Below are 18,857 nucleotides of genomic sequence, written 5' to 3' on the forward strand. Positions count from 1 at the left end.
TCAGCCGGGGTTGTCGACGTCGACGAGCCGCGGGGGTTCGGGGGCGGAGCTCGGGGGGTCGACGGAGCGGATGACGGGCTCGGCGGCGGAGGTGAGCGGCGGCATCTCCCCGGCCTCCCCCGCGGCCTGGATGACCCCCACCCCCGCGGTGAAGACGACGACCACGACGAACCACAGCGCTCCCCACGCCAGGGTGTGCGGTCGCAGGAATCCGGTGATCCCGGATCCTGGTGGACCGGCTGCGGTCATGCGTCGTCCTTCCCCCGAGCGGAGCCGGCCGCCGTGCGGCGGTCGGTATCGGGAGACGTGCCGCGAGCCCCACTCGTGATCCGTCCCCCTCTCCTGCCATCGCCCGATCAGGGGGTGCCATTACGAACCGCGTCGCTGCGGTGGCTTGTTTCACCCGGTCGGCGGCTACCGCGCCACCTGCTCGGGGGAGGCACGGCGTCCACCCCGCCGAACGGCTGCCGCGAGCACCCCGAGGATGACGATCAGCGGCACCCCGCTCACCAGCCAGCTCAGCCCCAGCGGCGGGCCGGGTTGTTCGAGGACGGGGAGGGTGAGCGTGGCGGTGCCCGTGCCGGCGGCACCGGTGAGCCCGAAGGTGAAGGCCCAGTCGCCGGGTTCGTCGAGCGCGAGGACGTCGAGGCCCCAGACGTCGGGTTGGCGGGGGTGGCGCGGGATCCCGTGGACGCCGGGTGGGCGGCGCAGGTCCTCCTCGACGCCGGTCGGGGAGACGGCGACGAGGGTGCCGTCCACCCGGTCGATGCCGCCGTCCGGCTCGAAGGTGAAGTCGAGTGACTGCCGGGCGCGCAGGGGCCACTCGCTGAACCCGACGGTCAGCTCGTAGGGGCCGACGGTGAGGCGTTCCTGGTGCACGACCTCGACGGGCGCGTAGCTCTGGGCGGGTGCCTGCGCAGGGCCGGCGTGGGCCGGGGCGGCGAGCCCGAGCACCGTGCCGAGCACGACGAGGGCGAGTGCGGTGCGGGTGGGGGCGGTGCGGCGCACTCAGACCACCTCCGCCGTGCGCGCGGGGGTGAGCAGGCGTAGCGCGGCGCCGAGGCGCTCCCCGACCAGCCCGCCGGCCGCGCCGAGCAGCGCCCCGACCGCGACCGTCACCACGACCTCGACGGCGGACGGTGCCGCGGCGGTCCCGACCAGGACCGGCTGCCACGGGAAGGTGGCGGCGAGCGCGGCTCCGCCCAGAGCGCCGCCCCACGGGTACGCCGACCGGCGCGACAGCGCCGTGGCGACGGCCAGTGCGGCGGCACCGAGCAGGAGCGTGGCGGGCATGAGCAGCGACATGCGCGGCGTGCCGTCGGTGTAGTCCCGCAGCGGCAGGCCCTCGGCCGCCGCGTACAGCCGGGTCGCCCACGGGCTGAAGAGCGCGAGCGTGACCTGCACCGCGAGGAGCGTGCCCGCGGTGGCGAGCACGGCGCGCAGGCCGCCGGAGTACGACGCGACGCAGGCGAGGGTCGCCATCGACAGCAGGGCCACCACCACCGTGCGCTCGTCCACGACGTCGACCTCGGGGAGCGCGACGAGCACGACCATCGAGAAGCCGAGCAGGGTGGCGACGCTCGTGACGAGCGCGGGCGCGGCCCACGGGCGCCCGCCTGCCGCGGCGCACGTGACCACGGAGCCGATCATCACGAGCATCGCCGAGGTGAGCAGCCCGACGTGCGGGGGCGAGGCGATCACGGCGTCGAACCCGTAGAGGCCGTGCCACCACTCGTCCCACAGCCCGTACAGCAGGAACGACGCCGCGCCGACGCCGGAGACGAGGTAGCCGACGGGGGCCTGGAACACGCCGAACACCGCCACCCGGCGCCCGCCGACCGCCGGGTCGACGCGCCGGCCCGACCGCGTGGCGCCGGTGGCCGCGAGCACGACCGCGAGGCTGACCAGCCCCGAGATCGCCGTGCCCGCGTAGATGAACAGGTGGGGCAGCGTGTAGAAGGTGTCGGGCCCCACGTCGCCGTGCCATTGCAGGTCCCAGGCCAGCCCGAACAGCGTCGATGCCGTGCCTGCCAGCAGGATCCACGCGGGGATCCAGGGGCGGGCGAGCACGCCCGTTTCGATCATGGTTCTCTTCCTCTCGGAGCGATGAGCACCGGGAGGACGACGTCGTCGCTCCCGTCGGGGCCGTGCACGGTGACGGTGACGTCCCACCGGCCCGGCATGAAGAACTCGACGCCCGCGGCCTCGAACCGGCCGGGCGCCGCGGGGGTCGCGGTCACGGGTGCGCTCGCGTGCCCCATCTCGACCATCACCGGGGCGACGACCAGCCGGTCGACGGGCCCGGTGACGTCCAGTGCGAGGTCGTGGACGCCGACGGCCGGTGTGTCGAGCGCCAGCTGCACGTGGTGCGGCCCCGCCTGGCCCGCCACCACCACGGGCGCGGCCGCGCGCGGCCACAGGAGCAGCGCCAGCACGGCGACCACCGCCAGGGCCACGAGCCCGGCGGCGAGGCGCCCTTGCGCGGTCACGAGCCCACCTCCGGCGCCGCCACGTCGACCTCGACCGGCACCGTGACGATCCGGTAGCCACGCTCGACCTGGAACCACAGGCGGTGCCGGCCGGGCGTCGGGAAGGTGTAGACGAACTCGACCCGGGGGCCGCCGGTCGCGACGGTCTCGTCCGGCGCCGCGGCGGTGGGGTCGGGCATCGCGTGGACGTGCCCGACGGTGCCGCCGGGCCCGGCGGTGATCAGGTGCCCGGCCATGCCCAGCCATGGCTGCAGGTCCCGCACCGGCCGCCCGTCCACGCCGAACTCCGCGGTGAGCACGGAGGGCTCCCCCGCCACCAGGCTGGACGCCGTGATCCGCGCGGTCATCCCGCCCGCGTCCCGCTCGCCCACCCCGGCCGGCACGGGCTCGGCGGCGACGGGTCCGTCGGCGCGGACGGTGGCGCTCGCCAGCTGCACTCCCCCGCCCCGGCGCTCCAGCTCGGCGTGGAGCCGGTGCTCACCGCCCGATGCGGGCCGGAACCACACCCGGTACTCGCCCGGCCCCGTCCGCACGGGGTGCAGGTGCGCGAACTGGCCGCCCGGCCCCAGCACCACCAGGTGCAGGAGCGCGTCGTGGTGCACCACGAGGTCGTCGACGGGCCGCCCGGTGCCGCCGTCGACGAGCCGCAGGTCGATCGGCGACCGCTCCCCCGCGACCGGCGCCGCGGCGGCCAGCAGGCCGACGTGGGGTGGCGCCATCGCGGCCGTCCCGGGGCGGGTGGTGAGTGGGAGGCCGGTCGCCGGGTCGACCTCGGGGGCAGGCAGCTGCGGCGCGAGCAGGCCCGCGGTCACCGCCACCACGACGGCGGCCCCGGCGCCGCCCCCGAGCACCGGCGCAGGCCACGACCGCCTGCCGAACGCCGCCGCGCCCAGCGCGGCGATCAGCAGTGCGCCCGCGGTGGCGTAGCCGCCCGTCACCACGCGCTCCGGCAGCGGGGTCACCGCCGCGGGCACCACGAAGGGGAAGCGCGCGGTCTCCCGGCCGTCGTCCACCCGCAGCTCCCACGGCCCGGCGCGGTCGACGTGCAGGTCGACGCCCGCGGAGCCGCCGCCGCCGGGCACGGGCAGCTCGACCGGGGCGCCCGGCACGGCGTTCCGCGGCGCCACGGCCACCGTGAGCGAACCGCCCGGGCTGCCCGCGTGGTTCACGACGTCGACGCGCAGCGGGCCCGGCACCGCGCCCACCCGCCGGATGATCAGGGTCAGCTCGCGCTCGCCGAGCGAGGCGGCCACCCGCAGGTCCTGGCCGACGACGCCGCCGTGCGCGAACGCGGGCGCCGCGCCTCCCAGCATCGCGACGGCCACGGCGGCCACGACGAGCAGCCCGTGGCGGATCGATCTCACGCCCCCACCCTGCTGCGGGTGCGCGATCACCGACAGCGAGCCGCCACGCACCGGCGGGACGGTCAGCCGCGCCGGCGGGGTGCGGCTATCCGCACCCCGCTCAGGCGTTGAGGTAGCGCAGCACCGCGAGCACGCGGCGGTGGTCGTCCGGGCTCGCGGTGAGGCCCAGCTTCGTGAAGATGCTCGTGCAGTGCTTCTCGACGGTGCGCTCGGCGATGGCCAGGCGCTCGGCGATGGCCTGGTTCGTGCGTCCCTCGGCCATCAGCGCGAGCACGGCCCGCTCCCGCTCGCTGAGCACGTGCAGCGGGTCGTCGTCACCGGCGCGCCGCTGCACGAGCTGGTTGATCACGACGGGGTCGAACGCCGACCCGCCGCCCCCGACCCTGCGCACCGACTCGGTGAACTCTGCGATGTTCGTGACGCGGTCCTTCAGCAGGTAGCCGACGCCGTTCGCACCCCCGTCGAGCAGCTCGACGGTGTAGCTCACCCGCACGTACTGCGACAGCACCAGCACGCCCGTGCCCGGATGGCGCCTGCGGATCTCCCGGGCGGCGCGCAGGCCCTCGTCGGTGCGGGTCGGCGGCAGCCGGATGTCGACGATCGCCACGTCCGGCCGGTGCCTGCCCACGTCGGCGAGCAGGGCGGTGGCGTCCTCCACACCGGAGAGCACCTCGAGCCCGGCCTCGGCGAGCAGCCGGACCAGGCCCTCCCGGAGCAGGACGTTGTCCTCGGCGAGCACTACCCGCACGGCAGCTCCGCCCGCACCACCGTGCCCCGCCCGGGCGGGCTGGTGACCTGCAGCGTTCCCCCGTTGTCCACGGCCCGGACGGCGAGCCCGCGCAGCCCGGAACCGTCGGGGTCGGCGCCACCGCGGCCGTCGTCGACGATCTCCACCACGAGCCGCTCGCCCTCCTGCGCCACCCGGACCTCGGCGCCGGTGGCGTCGGCGTGCTTGGTGGTGTTGGCCAGCGCCTCGGCCACCACGTAGTAGGCCGTGGTCTCGATCTCGGCCGAGAGCGCGTCCGGCAGCTCCACCGCGACCCGCACCGGCACCGGGGCCACCGCCGTCAGCTCGAGCACCGCGCCCTCCAGACCGCGCTCCGTGAGGATCGTGGGGTGGATGCCCTGCGACAGCGCCCGCAGCTCGTCCAGCACCGCCAGCGACTGGTCCTTCGCCTCGGCGATGAGCGCCCGCGCCCGCTCGGCGCCGGGTGCGAGCGCGCTCTCGGCGACGCTCAGGGTCATCGGGATCGCGAGCAGGCGCTGCTGCACGCCGTCGTGCAGGTCGCGTTCGAGGCGCCGCCGCTCGGCCTCGGCGGCCTGCACGACGTGCCTGCGCGACTCGGCGAGCTGCGCCAGCCGCGCCCGCAGGTCGGCGGTGAGCCGCTCGTTCTGCAGGGCCAGGGCGGCCGCGGTGCAGGCCGCCTCGATCAGCCGGGGCTCGTCGAGCAGCGCGGGGTCGTGCACCAGCAGCGCGACGGGCTCGCCGCCGCGGTCCACCCGGGTGGCCACCCGGCCCGCTCCGGCCGACGCGACCGGGCGCCCGCCGGCGTCGAGGTACTGCCCGGACTCCGGCGACCAGTGGCCCAGCGTGAGCGTCGGGTCGTGCAGCGCCTTCGCCAGCGCCGCCTGCAGGCCCGCGGGCTCCGGCGCGCTGCCCAGCTGTACCACCAGGTCGGCCACGGCACCGCGCTCGATCCGCCTGCGCAGCTCCGCGGCGAGGTACGCCACCGGCACGGCCACCAGCCCACCCTCGAGCGCGCCCAGGTCGAGCAGCGACTCCTCGGGCGTCCACAGCGGGTTGGCGGTGAACAGCACCACCAGCATGACCATCGTGGCGGCGAGCACCGGTGTGAGAGAGCGGCGGCCCGGCACACTGGTGCGCTGCCACCGCATCCACTGCATGCCCGTGACGACCGCCCCGACCAGCAGGGCCCCGAGCGTGCCCGCCTCCTTGCCGACCGGTCCGGGCAGCGGCAACGCCGCGCTGAGGATCGCGTTGACGTAGCCCAGCGCGACGGCCACGCGCACGGCGGGCGCCCCCACCTTCCCGCTGGGGAGGGCCGCCACCAGGTGGATCAGCACGGCGGTCCAGGCGAGCGGGAGCAGCTGCCAGGGACCGGGGACCGGCTCCAGCAGCACGAGCACACCGACGACCGCTGCGAGCGGCCCGACCCGGCCGCGCGGGTGCCTGCGCCACGCGACGGCGGCCATCGCGAGGAACCCCGCTGCGAGCACGAGATCGCTCACGACGGCCTCCCCTCCACGGCGCACACCGAGCGTAGCCGCCCGGCCGCGGGTCAGGCGCCCGCCCGCACCGCGCGCGGGGACGCCCCCAGCTCGCGGCGGCAGGCCTTGTTGAACGCCTGGAGGTCGGTGATGCCCACGGAGGCGGCGACGGCGGGGATCGACATCGTGGTGGCCGTGAGCAGGTGGCGGGCCCTGGCCATCCGCCGCTGCCGGATCCACGCCACCACGGGCAGCCCGGTCTCGGCGCGGAAGAGGCGCGTGAGGTGGTTGTGCGACACCCCGGCCACCCGCGCGACGTCGGGCACGGGCAGGGGGCGCGCGAGGTTGGCCTCGATGTAGGCGATCGCGGTCTCCACGGCCGTGTGGTGGGTTCGGCCCGCGGCGGGCTCGGGGAGCTGCGCGATCCGCCACAGCGCAGTCCACACCTCGGCGGTGGTGCGCGGCGAGCCGCCCGGCGAGGCGGAGATCGCCGCGCGCAGGAGGTCGGAGAGCCCGGCCGCGGCCGGGCCTGCGTCCCGCACCACGGGCACCGCGTGCGGTTCACCGGACCCGTCGGGCCGGAAGTGGACGAACAGGTGCTCGGAACGCCCGGTGTAGTCGAACCGGACCTCGACCCCGGCCGGCACGAAGCTCACCCAGCCGGGCGCGACGGAGTGGGTGCCGCCGCCGATCGTGAGGGTGGCGGAGTAGCCGTAGAGGTGCAGCTGCCACAGGTCGGGCAGCCGGAAGACGTCGTGCAGGCTGCGCACGCCGTGGACCCCGACACCGGCGTTCGCCACGTGCGGCGGCCGGGCGAGGTGCAACGCCACGCGCTCCCCGGCCATGGTGAGAAATTACCACCAGTGTCGTTCTCAGCCCACGCGCTGAGGCCCGCCACGACCTAGCCTCGGTGCGCAGGAACCACTCGGCCCACACCTCGCGCGAGGGGGATTCGTGCATCGCAAGCACCTGCTGACGTCCGTGCAGATGGCCCGGTTCGTCGCCCACGGCTCGCACCGGATCGACGGTGTCGTGCCGCCGGACATGAACGCCGAGGCGATCGACGTGCTCCGCACCGGCATCCCGGCGGTGCCCTACGGCACGCCGCTGTCACAGACGTTCGCCGCCGGCTCGTTCGCGCAGCGGCTCGTGCAGCTGCCCGAGATCGCCGGGGCGATCCACAGCTTCGTGGGCCCGGACCCAGCCGTCGACCACCACGCCGTGCACATCCGCAGGGCCCACGAGGGCGAGGCCCAGAACCTGCACGGCGACGCGATCATCGACGTGCGGCCCGACGCGTTCGACGTGCAGCTCATGTACTACCCGCAGGAGGTCACCCTCGAGATGGGCGGCACCCTGGCGGTGCCCGGCAGCCACCTGCGCCGCACCAACGAGTCCGACACCGGCCGCTACCAGAACCTGCTCGGCCAGACCCGCCTCGTCTGCCCCGCGGGCACCGTGCTCTTCCTGCACCACGGCATCTGGCACGGCGGGCGGCGCAACGACAGCGACGTCGACCGCTACATGTTCAAGATCCGCTTCAACCCGACGGTGCGGCAGCTGCGGCTGTGGAACACCGACGACCTCTACGACGAGGCCGTCGCGGCGGAGCTGCGCACGCTGTTCCCCTGGTACGAGCACGCCACCGGCCGGCTGGAGATCTACAACCGCGTCCGGCTGTGGCGCGCGCTCATCGGCGACGACAGCTACGACCCGGACTACTGGGTCACCCGCGTGACGAACCGCCCCACGCGCGTCGTCGCGGCCCACAGCCTCAACCCGCACGCCCCCGCCCCCAGGGAGACCGCATGACCCGCCAGCAGGTACTGGTGCTCTACCTCGCCTCGTCCGCACTCGACGCGAAGGTCGTGGGCTGGTCGAGCTACGACGGCACCGGCGGGTCCACCCCGACCACCGGCGACAGCGACCTCCCCCCGTACGAGACCGGGCTCGACGCGCTGAAGGACGGCTGGCGGCTCTTCCAGGCCTCGCAGCTCCTCCCGCCGCAGCCGGGCCACGAGTACGACGTCTCGTTCCTCAAGCACGAGTTCTTCTTCGAGAAGCTCGCCTGACATCGGACCTTTGATCGGCATTTTCCCTTGACGCGCGGGACGAAGCACGCGAAAGTTGCGTGAACATCGGATGTCTCACTCATCGTCGAGGAGCACCATGACGGTCAAGACGATTCGGAAGCGCGCGCTCGCGGCGGCTGCGGCCGCCACCCTCGCTCTGACAGTGGCCGCATGCGGCTCCGGTGGCGACGGCGGGGGCAGCACCACGGCCGACGGCCGCACCACGATGGTATGGAACATGTGGAGCGGATCCACCGCCGAGGTGGACGCGTGGAACCACCTGTCCGAGATGGTCACGCAGCGCCACCCCGACCTCGCCCTCGAGTTCCAGACCAGCAGCTTCAACGACTACTGGACCAAGCTCGTTGCGCAGGCCAGCGGCGGTGACGCGGGCTGCATCCTCGGCGTGCAGTCCTACCGCGCGCCGAGCATCAGCGAGCTGCTCGTGCCGCTCGACGACATGCTGGCCGGCGCCGGGATCGACGCCGCCGACTTCGACCCGTCGATCTGGCAGGCGCTGCAGGTGGACGGCGAGCAGCTCGCCGTGCCGTACGACTTCGGGCCGTTGATCATGTTCTACAACGCCGACCGCTTCCGCGAGGCGGGCGTGCCGGTGCCGACCACCGACTGGACGGTCGACGACTTCCTCGCCGCGGCCCAGAGCCTCACCAGCGGCGGGAAGCACGGCTTCGCCGTGTACCCCACGATCGACAGCGTGATCCCGTGGGCGCTCTCGCTGGAGGGCACCTCGCCGGTCAACGCGGAAGGCGGGCTCGACCTCACCCAGGAGGGCTTCGCCAAGGCCGTCCAGTGGTACGCCGACCTGGTCTCGAAGTCGGGCGTCGCGCCCCAGGTGGCCGCCACCAACGACCCCACGCCCGCACTGAACTCGTTCATCGCAGGCGACGCCGCGATGGTCGTCGACGGGCCGTGGCAGCTGGTCAACGTGGTGGACCAGGCGCCGTTCGAGGTGGGTGTGGCCCCGATCCCGGCCGGCCCGTCCGGTTCCCACAGCCAGGTGGCCGGATCCGGGTTCGGCATCTCGCAGACCTGCCCCGACCCGGACAAGGCGCTGCAGGCGATCGCGGTGCTCACCGGCCCCGAGGCGCTGCAGTACCTCGCCGAGCAGGGCCGGGCCTTCCCGGCGCGCACGGCCCAGCAGGAGTCGTGGTTCAGCCCGAAGCTCGCCGGCGCGCGCGAGGGCCTGCAGGCAGCGATCGCGAACGGCGTGCCCGCGCCGTCCACCGAGAACTACACGCAGGTCTCGCAGCTGTTCCAGCAGTACGGCGTGGAGGCGGTGAACGGCCAGCAGAGCGTGCCGGACTTCCTGAACTCGGTGCAGCAGCAGGCGGGGTGACGCCACCGTGACCACGACGGTTTCCGCGCCGCCCACGCCGAAGCCCGCCGCCCCGCCCGGCGAGGGCCGCCACCGCGGCGACGGCCGCGCCGCGCTGGGCTTCCTCGCCCCGAGCACGAGCGGGTTCCTGCTGTTCACGCTGATCCCGCTCGTCGGGTCGCTGGTGATCAGCTTCTTCGCCTGGCCGGTGCTCGGGCGGCGGCGGTTCGTCGGGCTGGACAACGTCGCCGAGCTGCTGACCGACCCGATCTTCCACCGGGTCATGCTCAACACGCTGGTGTTCGTGGTGGTCTACGTGCCGCTCAACATCGTCGTGTCGCTCGGGCTGGCGCTGTGGATCTCACCGCGGATCCGCGGGCGCGGGATCTACCGGCTGCTGTTCTTCATCCCCACGGTCACGCCGATGATCGCGAACGCGCTGGTGTGGCGACTGCTCTACCAGCCGGGCGGCCCGATCGACCAGGGGTTCCAGGCCGTGTTCGGCGTGCCGTCGCCCAACTTCCTCGGCGACAACCGCTGGGCGATGGCCGCGGTGATCCTCATGTCGGTCTGGCAGGGGTTCGGCTACAACATGCTGGTCTTCTCCGCCGGGCTCGACGCGATCCCGCAGAGCCTGCACGAGGCGGCCTCGATCGACGGGGCCGGGCCGCTGCGCCGGTTCTTCAGCGTCACGCTGCCGATGCTCTCGCCGTCGATGTTCTTCGCGATGATCATGACGCTGATCACGTCGTTCCAGGTGTTCGTGCAGCCCTACGCCCTCACGGCGGGCGGTCCGGGCGTCACGACGGAGACGATGGTGCTGCACCTCTACAAGGAGGGCTTCCAGCAGTTCGACCTGGGCACCGCGGCCACGATCGGCTGGTTCCTCTTCATGATCATCATGCTGGTCACGGCGCTCCAGTTCCTCGGCCAGAAGCGGTGGGTGCACTATGACTAGGCCCCGGACCACCCCCCGCGGCCTGCTGTCGCAGACGCTGCTCACCGCGGTCCTCCTGCTGTTCCTCCTGCCGTTCGTCTGGATGATCGCCACCGCGCTGAAGCCGCCCGCCGAGGTGTTCGGCGCGGGCAGCGGGCTCGTCGGGTCGGAGATCCGCTGGTCCAACTTCGCCGAGGCGTGGAGCTACCTGCCCTTCGGCCGGTTCATGATCAACGGCCTGTACGTCGCGGTGGCGGGCACGGTCGTGGTGTGCGTGACGTCGGTGCTGTCGGCCTACGCGTTCGCGCGGCTGCGCTTCCGCTTCCGCGACCGGATCTTCCTGCTGTACCTGGGCACGCTGATGGTGCCGCAGGAGGTCACGGTGGTCCCGATGTTCATCCTCATGCAGCAGTTCGGCTGGGTGGACAGCTACGCCGCGCTGATCCTGCCGTGGGCGTTCACCGCGTTCGGGACGTTCCTGCTGCGCCAGTTCTTCCTCTCGATCCCGCGCGAGCTCGAGGAGGCCGCCACGATCGACGGCGCGAGCCGGATCCGCATCCTCCTGCAGCTGGTCGTGCCCATCGCGCGGCCCGCCGTCGCCGTGCTGGCGGTGTTCACGTTCATCAACTACTGGAACAGCTTCCTGTGGCCGCTGATCGTCGTGAACAGCCGCGACATGTCGACCGTGCCGCTCGGGCTCAACCTGTTCCTGTCCCAGAACGGCAACCAGTGGCACCTGCTGATGGCGGCGGCGGCGATCTCGATGCTGCCCACCGTCGCCATGGTCGTGCTGCTGCAGCGCCACCTCGTGCGCGGCATCGCCCTGTCCGGCCTCGGTGGCCGGTGACATCCCGGGAGGACCCCTTGACCGTCGACTGGAGCCGGCTCGAGCGCCCGCTGCCGGACTGGTACGCCGACGCCAAGTTCGGGATCTTCGTCCACTGGGGCGCCTACTCGGTGCCCGCCTGGGCGGAGCCGACGGGCGAGCTCGGTGCCGTCGACGAGCACACGTGGTTCCGCCACAACGCCTACGCCGAGTGGTACTGGAACACGATCAGGTTCGACGACGGCCCCGCGCGCGAGCACCACCGCAGCGCCCACGGGGACGCGCCGTACGACGACTTCCTCGACGCCTGGAAGGCCGAGGAGTTCGACCCGCACGCCTGGTGTGCGCTGTTCGCCCGGGCCGGGGCCCGCTACGTCGTGCCCACCACCAAGCACCACGACGGCATCGCCCTCTGGGACGCGCCGGGCACCGCCACCCGCAACACCGTGCACCGCGGTCCGCGCCGCGACCTGATCGGCGACCTCGCGAGCGCCGTGCGCGAGGCCGGGATGCGGTTCGGCGTGTACTACTCAGGTGGGCTCGACTGGAGCGTCACCCCGCACCTGCCGGTGATCGACACGTTCGCCGGCGTGCGCGCGCAGCGTCCCGTCGACGCGGCGTACGCCGCCTACGCCTACCTGCACGTCCGCGACCTCGTCGACCGGTACCGGCCCGACGTGCTCTGGAACGACATCGAGTGGCCCGACGCGGGCAAGCACGACGGCCCGCTCGGGCTCGCCGAACTGTTCCGGCACTTCTACGCCACAGTGCCCGACGGCGTCGTCAACGACCGCTGGGGCGACACCCACTGGGACTACCGCACCAGCGAGTACCAGCACAGCCGTGAGGCCGAGACCGCTCCCGCATGGGAGAACAACCGCGGGATCGGGCTCTCGTTCGGCTACAACCGGGTCGAGGACTCCCGGCACCTGATGAGCGGACCCCAGCTGGTGCGCCACCTCGTCGACGTGGTCTCCCGCGGCGGGAACCTGCTGCTCAACGTCGGCCCCACCGCGAGCGGCGCGATCCCGGACGGCCAGCGCCGCACCCTGGAGGAGCTGGCCGCGTGGATGGCGGTGCACGGCGGCGTCGTGCACGGCTCCCGCCCGCTCGACACCGCCGTCGCGGACCCGTCCGACGCGCCGTGGGTGCGCTGGACCCGCACCGGCGAGCGCGCCTGGGCCGTCGTCGACGCGTCGGGAACGGTCGTCCTGCCGGCCCGCGCCGCCCGCCTCGAGCTCTCCTCGGCCGCGCTCGCCGACGGCACCCCCGTCGAGGCCCGCGCCGAACAGGCGGGCGTCGCCGTGGAGGTGCCGCACCGGAACGCGCCGGTGGCCGTCGGGTTCCCCGTCCGCTGATGGCCGTCACGGACGAGGCGATCCTCAAGATCAAGGAGATGATCCGCGCCGGCGAGCTGGGGCCCGGGGACCGGCTGCCGCCGGAGAAGGAGCTGTCCGAGGCGCTCGGCCTGTCCCGCAGCTCGCTGCGCGAGGCCGTCAAGGCCCTGGAGATCATCCGGGTGCTCGACGTCCGGCGCGGTGACGGCACCTACGTCACCAGCCTCACCCCCGACACCCTGCTCGACGCCATGTCCTTCGTGGTGGACATCCACCAGGACTCGTCGCTGCTGGAGCTGTTCGAGGTGCGCCGGATCCTGGAACCCGCCGCGGTCGCGCTCGCCACCGCCCGCGTCACACCCCCCGACGTCGACGAGCTGCGCGGACTGCTCTCCGCGCTGGGCGACCGGCCCACCGTGGACGAGCTCGTGGCGCACGACCAGGTGTTCCACCGGCGCATCGCCGAGTTCGCGGGCAACAGCTACCTCACGAGCCTGCTCGAGACGCTCTCCAGCAGCACCCTGCGCGCCCGGATCTGGCGCGGCCTGTCCCAGGAGGGGTCGACGCAGCGCAGCCTCACCGAGCACCGCCTCATCATCGACGCGCTGGCGCGCGGCGACGCCACCCTCGCGGCCGCCCAGGCCACCGTGCACATCGACGGCGTGGCGGAGTGGCTGCAGCGGGCGACCGCCTGAGAGGAGGCCGCGCGGGGTCGACGGGGCGCCCAAGAGTTCAGGAAAGCCACATTCAGGGCCCTACAGGGCTGGAATGTGGCTTTCCTGAACCTCGGGGCCGAGGGAAGGCGGGCACATCACGTGACGCACCAGCGGTACGGCCTGGACCTCATCCGGTGCGCCGGGCCACCCGCAGGACCGCCAAGTAGCGGCGTGCAATCCGGTCGCCCAGCTCCGTGCGGATCCGCTCGGCGATCGCCTCCAAGAGCGGCTCGCGGACGTCCGGGTCGAGCTCGCGGTACAGCGAGAGCGAGCGGAGCAGGTCCGCGAAGCCCGCCCCGTCGAACCACTGGACAGCCGGGTACCAGCGCACGTCCGGCGGGCCGAACAGGTCGCCGGGGCCGTCGGGCAACCCCCAGCCGTCGGCGCCGGCGCGCGCCTCGTCCTCCAGCGGGGGATGTCCCCAGCCGGGGTTGCCCGGGGCGAAGCGCTCGTGCAGGTCGGCGGTCTCGGCGTACGCCTCCGGCTCCCCCGGCCTGCGGACCACGACGTGGCCGAGCACCGCCAGCCGGCCGTCGGGCCGGAGCACCTCGTGGGCCCGCCGCCAGCGCACCGCCGGGTCGACCCAGTGCCACGACGTCGCCGCGACGAGGGCGTCGAAGCGCCGGCCCCGGTCGTCCCAGTCCTCGAACGTCGCGAGCTCGACGTCGACCTTGCCGACGCCGACGTTGCCGAGGGCGGCGACCCGCCTGCGGGCGAGCGCGGCCATCCCCGGACCCGGCTCGACGGCGGTCACCGCGGACGCGAGCGCGGCCAGCGGGACCGTCGCCTGACCGGTGCCGCAGCCGACCTCGAGCACCGACGACCGGCCGTCGATGCCGCCGACGGCGGCGAGGTCGGCGAACAACTCGTCCGGGTAGCCCGGGCGGACCCGGTCGTAGAGCTCCGGCACCTCGTCGAACACCCGGCCGAGTTCCCGCCCGACCATCGCCCTCCGCTCCCCGCGCACGACGGGCGATCATCCCCCGGCGCGCACGGTGGCGCACCGGGGTTTCCGGTGTCGATCAGCGGTAGCAGTACGAGTCCGAGGACGCGTCGCCGCCCTGCAGCCGGATCTGGTGGGGCCGCAGGCCGCGGAAGTCGTCCCCGTGCGGGAAGAAGTCCTCGTCCACGGCGACGCCACCCCCCGGTCCGGCGTCGAGCTTGGCCATCCACGCCCCCACGCCGTCGGGGTAGAACTGGTCGTCCCACGCGCCGTAGAGCGAGTTGGTGAAGTACACGCCCCGCCCGTCGCGGCTCACCTCCACCATCTGCGGGCCGCCCGCGAGGGGCAGGTCGGGCCGGGCGGGGTGCGGGGCCCGGTCGACGATCCCGCCGAGCCGAACCGACCCGGTCTCCCTCGGCTGTGCCGGGTCCGTCACGTCGAACTGCTTCATCTCCCCCGTGCCCCAGCAGGAGACGTAGAGGAAGCGGTCGTCGACCGAGAGGTCGATGTCGGTGATGAGCGGCGGCACCGCGCCGAAGGGCTTGAGCGCGGGCGGCAACCGGTCCGGGTCGGCGGGTTCGGCGGGCACGGTGACGACCTTCTCGACCTTCCACTCGTCGCCGTCGTGGAACCACCCCCAGATGGAACCCGACAGGTCCTCGGTGGAGATCACCACTCCGACGAAACCCCAGGTGGCCTCCGGGTCGTGGGAGGGACGGACCTCCAGCACCATCTGGTGCTGCGGGCCCAGGTCGACGCGCTGGCGGTGCCTGCCCTCGGCGAGGTCCCAGAAGTGCAGCGCGTGGCCGTACTTCCCGCCGAGCAGCAGCTCGGGCACGACGCCGTCCTCGATCATCGACGGGCTGCCCCACTCGCTCGAGATCAGGACGTTCCGGTTGAGGTGCCACCAGGCGTCGTAGGCGAAGTGCTGCGGGCCGCGGTCGGTCTCCCAGGCACGGACGACGTCGAACGTCGAGTGATCGAGCAGCGCGATGCCGCCGGGGCCGTCGGCGTCGTCCTCCGGACCGCCGAGGCAGGTCAGGAACACCCCGTCGGGCCCGCAGTGCATGGTGTGCGGGCGTGAGTAGCCCGCCTTGTCCGACAGGTCCTTGCCGCTGATCGTGCGGACCACCCGCGGCGACCGGGGATCGGGCTGGGTGTCGAGCACGTGGATGTCCGACGAGCGCAGGCCGGGCACGAGCAGGTACCGGCGCGAAAGGTCGTGCTGGTCGTGACCCTCGTGCGCCAGCGCGCTCGAGCACGCGTTCCAGCCGAAGTGGTGCAGCTCGTGGCCGACGCCCGGCAGGTCCGTCCAGCCGACGAGCTGCCCGTAGCGGTCGGACCGCGGGTTCACGTCGACGACGGTCATGGCGTCGTGCTTCTCCGCGGCCCGGTCGAACGCCACGACGTAGGCGAGCTCCTCGGGTGGCGCAGCGGCTGCGTCGGCGGCGGATCGGTAGAAGGTGGGGTCGATGATCGGCTCGGTCATGGTGACCTCCTCTCGCCCTCCGAGCCTGCGTAGCACCGGGGCCACCACCGCACAACGACCGGTTGGGCGCCGGGTCAGGCGAACGGCACGACCCGTTCGGCACCGTCGGCCACCACCACCGCGATCCCCGCCGCGCGGAGCCGCCCGACGTACGCCGGGTCCGCGGACGCGTCCGTGATCAGCGTCCAGCCGCCCTCCAGCCGCGCCCAGGCGTGGAACGGGCGGCGGCCCAGCTTGGCCCCGTGGGCGAGCACGTGGACGGCACCGGCCCGCCGGGCCATGAGCTCCTTCAGCCGGGTCTGGGCGAGGTCGGCCTCGCACAACCCGTCGGTCGTGACGCCGTCGGCCCCGAGGAACGCACGGTCGAACGTCAGCCGTTCGAGGGACGCCTCGGCGAGCGGGCCGACGAAGCCGCCGCTCACGGGCCGCAGCGTGCCGCCCAGGCAGTGGACGGTGATCCCGTCGGCGTCGCCGAGCTCCTGCAGCGCGGTGACGCCGACGACCACAGCCGTGAGACCGGGGCACGACCGCAGCTCGTGGGCGAGTGCCCCCACCGTGGAGCCGGCGTCGAGCAGCACGGTCTCGCCCGGCCGCACCAGCGCGGCCGCCGCCCGCGCGATCGCCCGCTTCGCGGCGAACGCCTCGCCGACCCGCTGCCGCAGCGGCGACTCGGGGTGGGCGGTGAGCGCCATGGCGCCGCCGTAGGTGCGGGCGAGCCTGCCCTCGGCGGTCAGGACGGCGAGATCGCGCCGGATCGTCGAGGCGGTGACGCCGAACGTGCGCGACAGCTCGTCGACGCTCGCCAGGCCGGAGGTCGTGGCGAGCCGGACGATCTCGGCGCGCCGCCGCCGCGATCCGCGCTCGGCCATCGGCGCGTCAGGCGGCCGGCCGGGACGACAGCTCGGCGGCCTGGCGCAGCGCCTCGACCATGCTGCGGGGGTCGGCGGCGCCCGTGCCCGCGATGTCGAACGCCGTGCCGTGGTCGACCGAGGTGCGGATGACCGGCAGCCCCACCGTGATGTTGACGCCCGCCTCGATGCCCAGCACCTTGACCGGGGCGTGGCCCTGGTCGTGGTACATCGCGACGATCAGGTCGTAGTCGCCGCGCCCGGCGAGGAAGAACGCGGTGTCGGCGGGCAGCGGGCCGCGGGCGTCGATGCCGTCGGCCTGCAGCACCTGCAGCGCCGGCACGATCTTCTCCTCCTCCTCACCGTGGCCGAACAGGCCGTTCTCCCCGGCGTGCGGGTTGATGCCGCACACGCCGATCTTCGGCTCGGCCACCCCGGAGCGCACCAGCGCCTCGTGCCCGCGCCGCACCGTGCGCTCGACGAGTCCCGGCTCGATCCGCGCGACCGCGTCGATCAAGCCGATGTGCGTGGTGACGTGCACGACCTTGACCTTCGGCGTGGACAGCATCATCGACACCTCCTCGGTGCCGGTGAGGTGGGCCAGGAGCTCCGTGTGGCCGGGGAAGCGGTGCCCGGCGGCGTGCAACGCCTCCTTGTTGAGCGGTGCCGTGCAGATCCCCTGCACCTCACCCGCCACGGCGAGCTCCGCCGCCGCCCGGATGTACTGGTAGGCGGCCTCGCCCGCGACCGGGGAGACGGCGCCCCACGGCAGGTCGGCCGGGAGCAGGCCGAGGTCGATCACGTTGATCCGGTCGCCGTCGAACTCGGCCGCGGCGGGCGAGTCGACCGTGACGATCTCGACGTCGCGCCCGACGATCCCGGCCGCCTGCCGCAGCCGGGCCGCGTCGCCGATCACGACAGGGCGGCAACGGGCGAGCGTGTCGGGGTGCACGACGGCGGGGACGATGACCTCCGGGCCCACGCCGGCGCCGTCGCCCATCGTGACGGCGACGAGGGGCCGGGGGTCGTTCGATGCGGTCATGGTGCCTTCCTGTCCTGGTGCGTGGGTGGCTGCAGCGCGGCGACGATGTCGCGCAGGGAGTCGACCCCGCCGAAGCTCCCGGGCCGGGTGACGACGTGGCGCCCGTCAGGGGTGCGGCTGCGGACGGCGCCGTGCCCGATCTGACCGAGCGGTTCGAGGTCGTCGATCCCGAGCTCGTCGAGCACGCGGCGGGCGGTCTCCCCGCCGGTGAGCACGAGGTCGGCGCCGTCGGGGCCGGGGTCGAGGGCGGTGACGGCGCGAGCGAGCTCGGCCACCACGGCGCGCGGGTCGGCCCCGACGCCTGCGGCGGGGCGCAGGACGGTGACCCCCGGGGCGAGGGTCTCCCCCGCCACCGGGAGCCGGATATCCCGGGCGCCGTCGGCGAGCAGCCGCTCCACCTGCCGGGCGGCGATGTCCGCCGCCGACCCGACCACGACCAGCACCGACGGGGGTCGTGAGCGGATACGGGTGTCCGAGCACCCGTTCCCACTCACGGGGGCGGTTCGGCCGACGGCGGCGGCGAACCCGCCCGACCCGGCGAGCGCCACGTCGGGGTGGGCGAGCGCGGCGGCCGCCACGGCGTCCAGGTCGGCGTCGGTCTCGGCGTCGCAGATCACGACGGGCGCGCGTTCCAGGGCCGCCGCCAACGCGGCGGCCGTGTTGCCGCGGACCCCGTCGAGGCCGAGCACGGTGGTGCGCACCGGCGCGAGGGCTGCGGCCACGCTCGGCGGCGCCGCTCGGCGCTCCATCCGCCACGCGTCGGTGTGGTGCAGCGCGACGCCGGACAGGTGCACGACCCCGTCCACGACCGTGCGCCCGGCCACCGGGAGGGCGGGGGCGAGCACGACCGGGTGGGCGTCGGACAGCGCACCGATCTCGGCGGCCAGGTTGCCCCGCAGCAGCGAGTCGATCTTCTCGAGGATCCGGGCCCCCGCGGGCGCCGCGGCGAGAGCGGCGCGGACCGCGGCGGCCGCGGCCGCGGGCGTGGCGGTGCGGCTGTCGAGGTCCACCACCGTGAGGCCGGGGGCGGAGCGCAGCGGACGCCCGCCACCGCCGAGCACGACGCGCGCCGCGTCGCCGGGGCGCGCCAGCGCAGCCGCGGTCTCGGCGGCGCCGGACAGGTCGTCGGCGATGACGAACAGCTCGGTCGGCCTCGGCACCGACCCATCATGCGCCACATGCGCGATTCGCGCGAGCGCTCCCCCGAATTGCGCGAACTGCGCACGCGC

20 protein-coding genes are annotated in these 18,857 nt (G+C 74.1%); 7 read left to right on the forward strand and 13 right to left on the reverse strand.

The window, feature by feature from the left end; all coding sequences use genetic code 11:
* The 8 genes from ACFPL3_RS10485 to ACFPL3_RS10520 all read right to left on the reverse strand — a co-directional run bounded on the left by ACFPL3_RS10485 (position 1) and on the right by ACFPL3_RS10520 (position 6,927).
* Positions 1–249: a hypothetical protein gene (locus tag ACFPL3_RS10485; RefSeq protein ID WP_343947000.1), complete on the reverse strand. Its 249-nt coding sequence runs from the start codon at positions 247–249 to the stop codon at positions 1–3.
* Between the two features lie 165 nt (positions 250–414).
* A complete protein-coding gene (locus tag ACFPL3_RS10490) occupies positions 415–1,008 on the reverse strand; it encodes a hypothetical protein (RefSeq protein ID WP_343946999.1) in 594 nt (197 codons plus the stop codon).
* A complete protein-coding gene (locus ACFPL3_RS10495) occupies positions 1,009–2,085 on the reverse strand; it encodes a hypothetical protein (RefSeq protein ID WP_343946998.1) in 1,077 nt (358 codons plus the stop codon).
* Positions 2,082–2,489, reverse strand: coding sequence for a hypothetical protein (locus tag ACFPL3_RS10500; protein ID WP_343946997.1), 408 nt, complete (start codon positions 2,487–2,489; stop codon positions 2,082–2,084). The genes ACFPL3_RS10495 and ACFPL3_RS10500 overlap by 4 nt, the downstream gene beginning before the upstream one ends.
* Complete coding sequence (locus ACFPL3_RS10505; RefSeq protein WP_379588831.1) at positions 2,486–3,853, reverse strand: hypothetical protein; 1,368 nt, start codon at positions 3,851–3,853, stop codon at positions 2,486–2,488. The genes ACFPL3_RS10500 and ACFPL3_RS10505 overlap by 4 nt, the downstream gene beginning before the upstream one ends.
* 100 nt (positions 3,854–3,953) lie before the next feature.
* Positions 3,954–4,601, reverse strand: a complete 648-nt coding sequence (locus tag ACFPL3_RS10510) for a response regulator transcription factor (protein ID WP_343944525.1) — start codon at positions 4,599–4,601, stop codon at positions 3,954–3,956.
* Complete coding sequence (locus ACFPL3_RS10515; RefSeq protein ID WP_343944524.1) at positions 4,592–6,103, reverse strand: sensor histidine kinase; 1,512 nt, start codon at positions 6,101–6,103, stop codon at positions 4,592–4,594. The genes ACFPL3_RS10510 and ACFPL3_RS10515 overlap by 10 nt, the downstream gene beginning before the upstream one ends.
* A gap of 50 nt (positions 6,104–6,153) precedes the next feature.
* Complete coding sequence (locus ACFPL3_RS10520; protein WP_343944523.1) at positions 6,154–6,927, reverse strand: AraC family transcriptional regulator; 774 nt, start codon at positions 6,925–6,927, stop codon at positions 6,154–6,156.
* Between the two features lie 109 nt (positions 6,928–7,036).
* Here ACFPL3_RS10520 and ACFPL3_RS10525 point away from each other — a divergent pair, with 109 nt between their 5' ends.
* From ACFPL3_RS10525 to ACFPL3_RS10555, 7 genes are all read left to right on the forward strand, one after another.
* Entirely contained in the window at positions 7,037–7,894 is an 858-nt protein-coding gene (locus ACFPL3_RS10525) for a phytanoyl-CoA dioxygenase family protein (protein ID WP_343944522.1), read from the forward strand.
* Positions 7,891–8,154, forward strand: coding sequence for a hypothetical protein (locus ACFPL3_RS10530; RefSeq protein ID WP_343944521.1), 264 nt, complete (start codon positions 7,891–7,893; stop codon positions 8,152–8,154). Before ACFPL3_RS10525 ends, ACFPL3_RS10530 begins: the two co-directional genes overlap by 4 nt.
* A gap of 97 nt (positions 8,155–8,251) precedes the next feature.
* Positions 8,252–9,511 (forward strand): ABC transporter substrate-binding protein, encoded by a 1,260-nt coding sequence (locus ACFPL3_RS10535; protein ID WP_343944520.1) that lies wholly within the window; start codon positions 8,252–8,254, stop codon positions 9,509–9,511.
* A 7-nt stretch (positions 9,512–9,518) separates the two neighbouring features.
* Positions 9,519–10,448 (forward strand): carbohydrate ABC transporter permease, encoded by a 930-nt coding sequence (locus ACFPL3_RS10540; RefSeq protein ID WP_343944519.1) that lies wholly within the window; start codon positions 9,519–9,521, stop codon positions 10,446–10,448.
* Positions 10,441–11,274 (forward strand): carbohydrate ABC transporter permease, encoded by an 834-nt coding sequence (locus ACFPL3_RS10545; RefSeq protein ID WP_343944518.1) that lies wholly within the window; start codon positions 10,441–10,443, stop codon positions 11,272–11,274. The genes ACFPL3_RS10540 and ACFPL3_RS10545 overlap by 8 nt, the downstream gene beginning before the upstream one ends.
* 17 nt (positions 11,275–11,291) lie before the next feature.
* A complete protein-coding gene (locus ACFPL3_RS10550) occupies positions 11,292–12,611 on the forward strand; it encodes an alpha-L-fucosidase (protein WP_343944517.1) in 1,320 nt (439 codons plus the stop codon).
* On the forward strand, positions 12,611–13,285 hold the full coding sequence (locus ACFPL3_RS10555; protein WP_343944516.1) for a FadR/GntR family transcriptional regulator: 675 nt from the start codon (positions 12,611–12,613) through the stop codon (positions 13,283–13,285). The genes ACFPL3_RS10550 and ACFPL3_RS10555 overlap by 1 nt, the downstream gene beginning before the upstream one ends.
* Before the next feature lie 148 nt (positions 13,286–13,433).
* On the opposite strand, the gene ACFPL3_RS10560 is transcribed toward ACFPL3_RS10555, so the two are convergent.
* From ACFPL3_RS10560 to ACFPL3_RS10580, 5 genes are all read right to left on the reverse strand, one after another.
* A complete protein-coding gene (locus ACFPL3_RS10560) occupies positions 13,434–14,273 on the reverse strand; it encodes a class I SAM-dependent methyltransferase (RefSeq protein ID WP_343944515.1) in 840 nt (279 codons plus the stop codon).
* Positions 14,274–14,328: 55 nt separating this feature from the next.
* Positions 14,329–15,738, reverse strand: a complete 1,410-nt coding sequence (locus ACFPL3_RS10565) for a selenium-binding protein SBP56-related protein (protein WP_343944514.1) — start codon at positions 15,736–15,738, stop codon at positions 14,329–14,331.
* A 74-nt stretch (positions 15,739–15,812) separates the two neighbouring features.
* Positions 15,813–16,607, reverse strand: a complete 795-nt coding sequence (locus ACFPL3_RS10570; protein ID WP_343944513.1) for a DeoR/GlpR family DNA-binding transcription regulator — start codon at positions 16,605–16,607, stop codon at positions 15,813–15,815.
* Between the two features lie 7 nt (positions 16,608–16,614).
* Positions 16,615–17,628 (reverse strand): 4-hydroxythreonine-4-phosphate dehydrogenase PdxA, encoded by a 1,014-nt coding sequence (gene pdxA, locus ACFPL3_RS10575; RefSeq protein ID WP_343944512.1) that lies wholly within the window; start codon positions 17,626–17,628, stop codon positions 16,615–16,617.
* The gene (locus ACFPL3_RS10580) at positions 17,625–18,788 is read right to left on the reverse strand and encodes a four-carbon acid sugar kinase family protein (RefSeq protein ID WP_379588837.1); all 1,164 of its coding nucleotides are present in this window, start codon (positions 18,786–18,788) and stop codon (positions 17,625–17,627) included. Before ACFPL3_RS10580 ends, pdxA begins: the two co-directional genes overlap by 4 nt.
* Between the last annotated feature and the right edge of the window lie 69 nt (positions 18,789–18,857).

Origin of the sequence: Pseudonocardia zijingensis (assembly GCF_042657305.1) — a bacterium.
GTDB lineage: Bacteria > Actinomycetota > Actinomycetes > Mycobacteriales > Pseudonocardiaceae > Pseudonocardia > Pseudonocardia zijingensis.

Coding starts and splice junctions, on each gene's coding strand:
- ACFPL3_RS10485 (WP_343947000.1), bottom strand. CDS start 249: ATGACCGCAGCCGGTCCACCAGGATCCGGGATCACCGGATTCCTGCGA.
- ACFPL3_RS10495 (WP_343946998.1), bottom strand. CDS start 2,085: ATGATCGAAACGGGCGTGCTCGCCCGCCCCTGGATCCCCGCGTGGATC.
- ACFPL3_RS10520 (WP_343944523.1), bottom strand. CDS start 6,927: ATGGCCGGGGAGCGCGTGGCGTTGCACCTCGCCCGGCCGCCGCACGTG.
- ACFPL3_RS10530 (WP_343944521.1), top strand. CDS start 7,891: ATGACCCGCCAGCAGGTACTGGTGCTCTACCTCGCCTCGTCCGCACTC.
- ACFPL3_RS10535 (WP_343944520.1), top strand. CDS start 8,252: ATGACGGTCAAGACGATTCGGAAGCGCGCGCTCGCGGCGGCTGCGGCC.
- ACFPL3_RS10545 (WP_343944518.1), top strand. CDS start 10,441: ATGACTAGGCCCCGGACCACCCCCCGCGGCCTGCTGTCGCAGACGCTG.
- ACFPL3_RS10555 (WP_343944516.1), top strand. CDS start 12,611: ATGGCCGTCACGGACGAGGCGATCCTCAAGATCAAGGAGATGATCCGC.
- ACFPL3_RS10565 (WP_343944514.1), bottom strand. CDS start 15,738: ATGACCGAGCCGATCATCGACCCCACCTTCTACCGATCCGCCGCCGAC.
- ACFPL3_RS10570 (WP_343944513.1), bottom strand. CDS start 16,607: ATGGCCGAGCGCGGATCGCGGCGGCGGCGCGCCGAGATCGTCCGGCTC.
- pdxA (WP_343944512.1), bottom strand. CDS start 17,628: ATGACCGCATCGAACGACCCCCGGCCCCTCGTCGCCGTCACGATGGGC.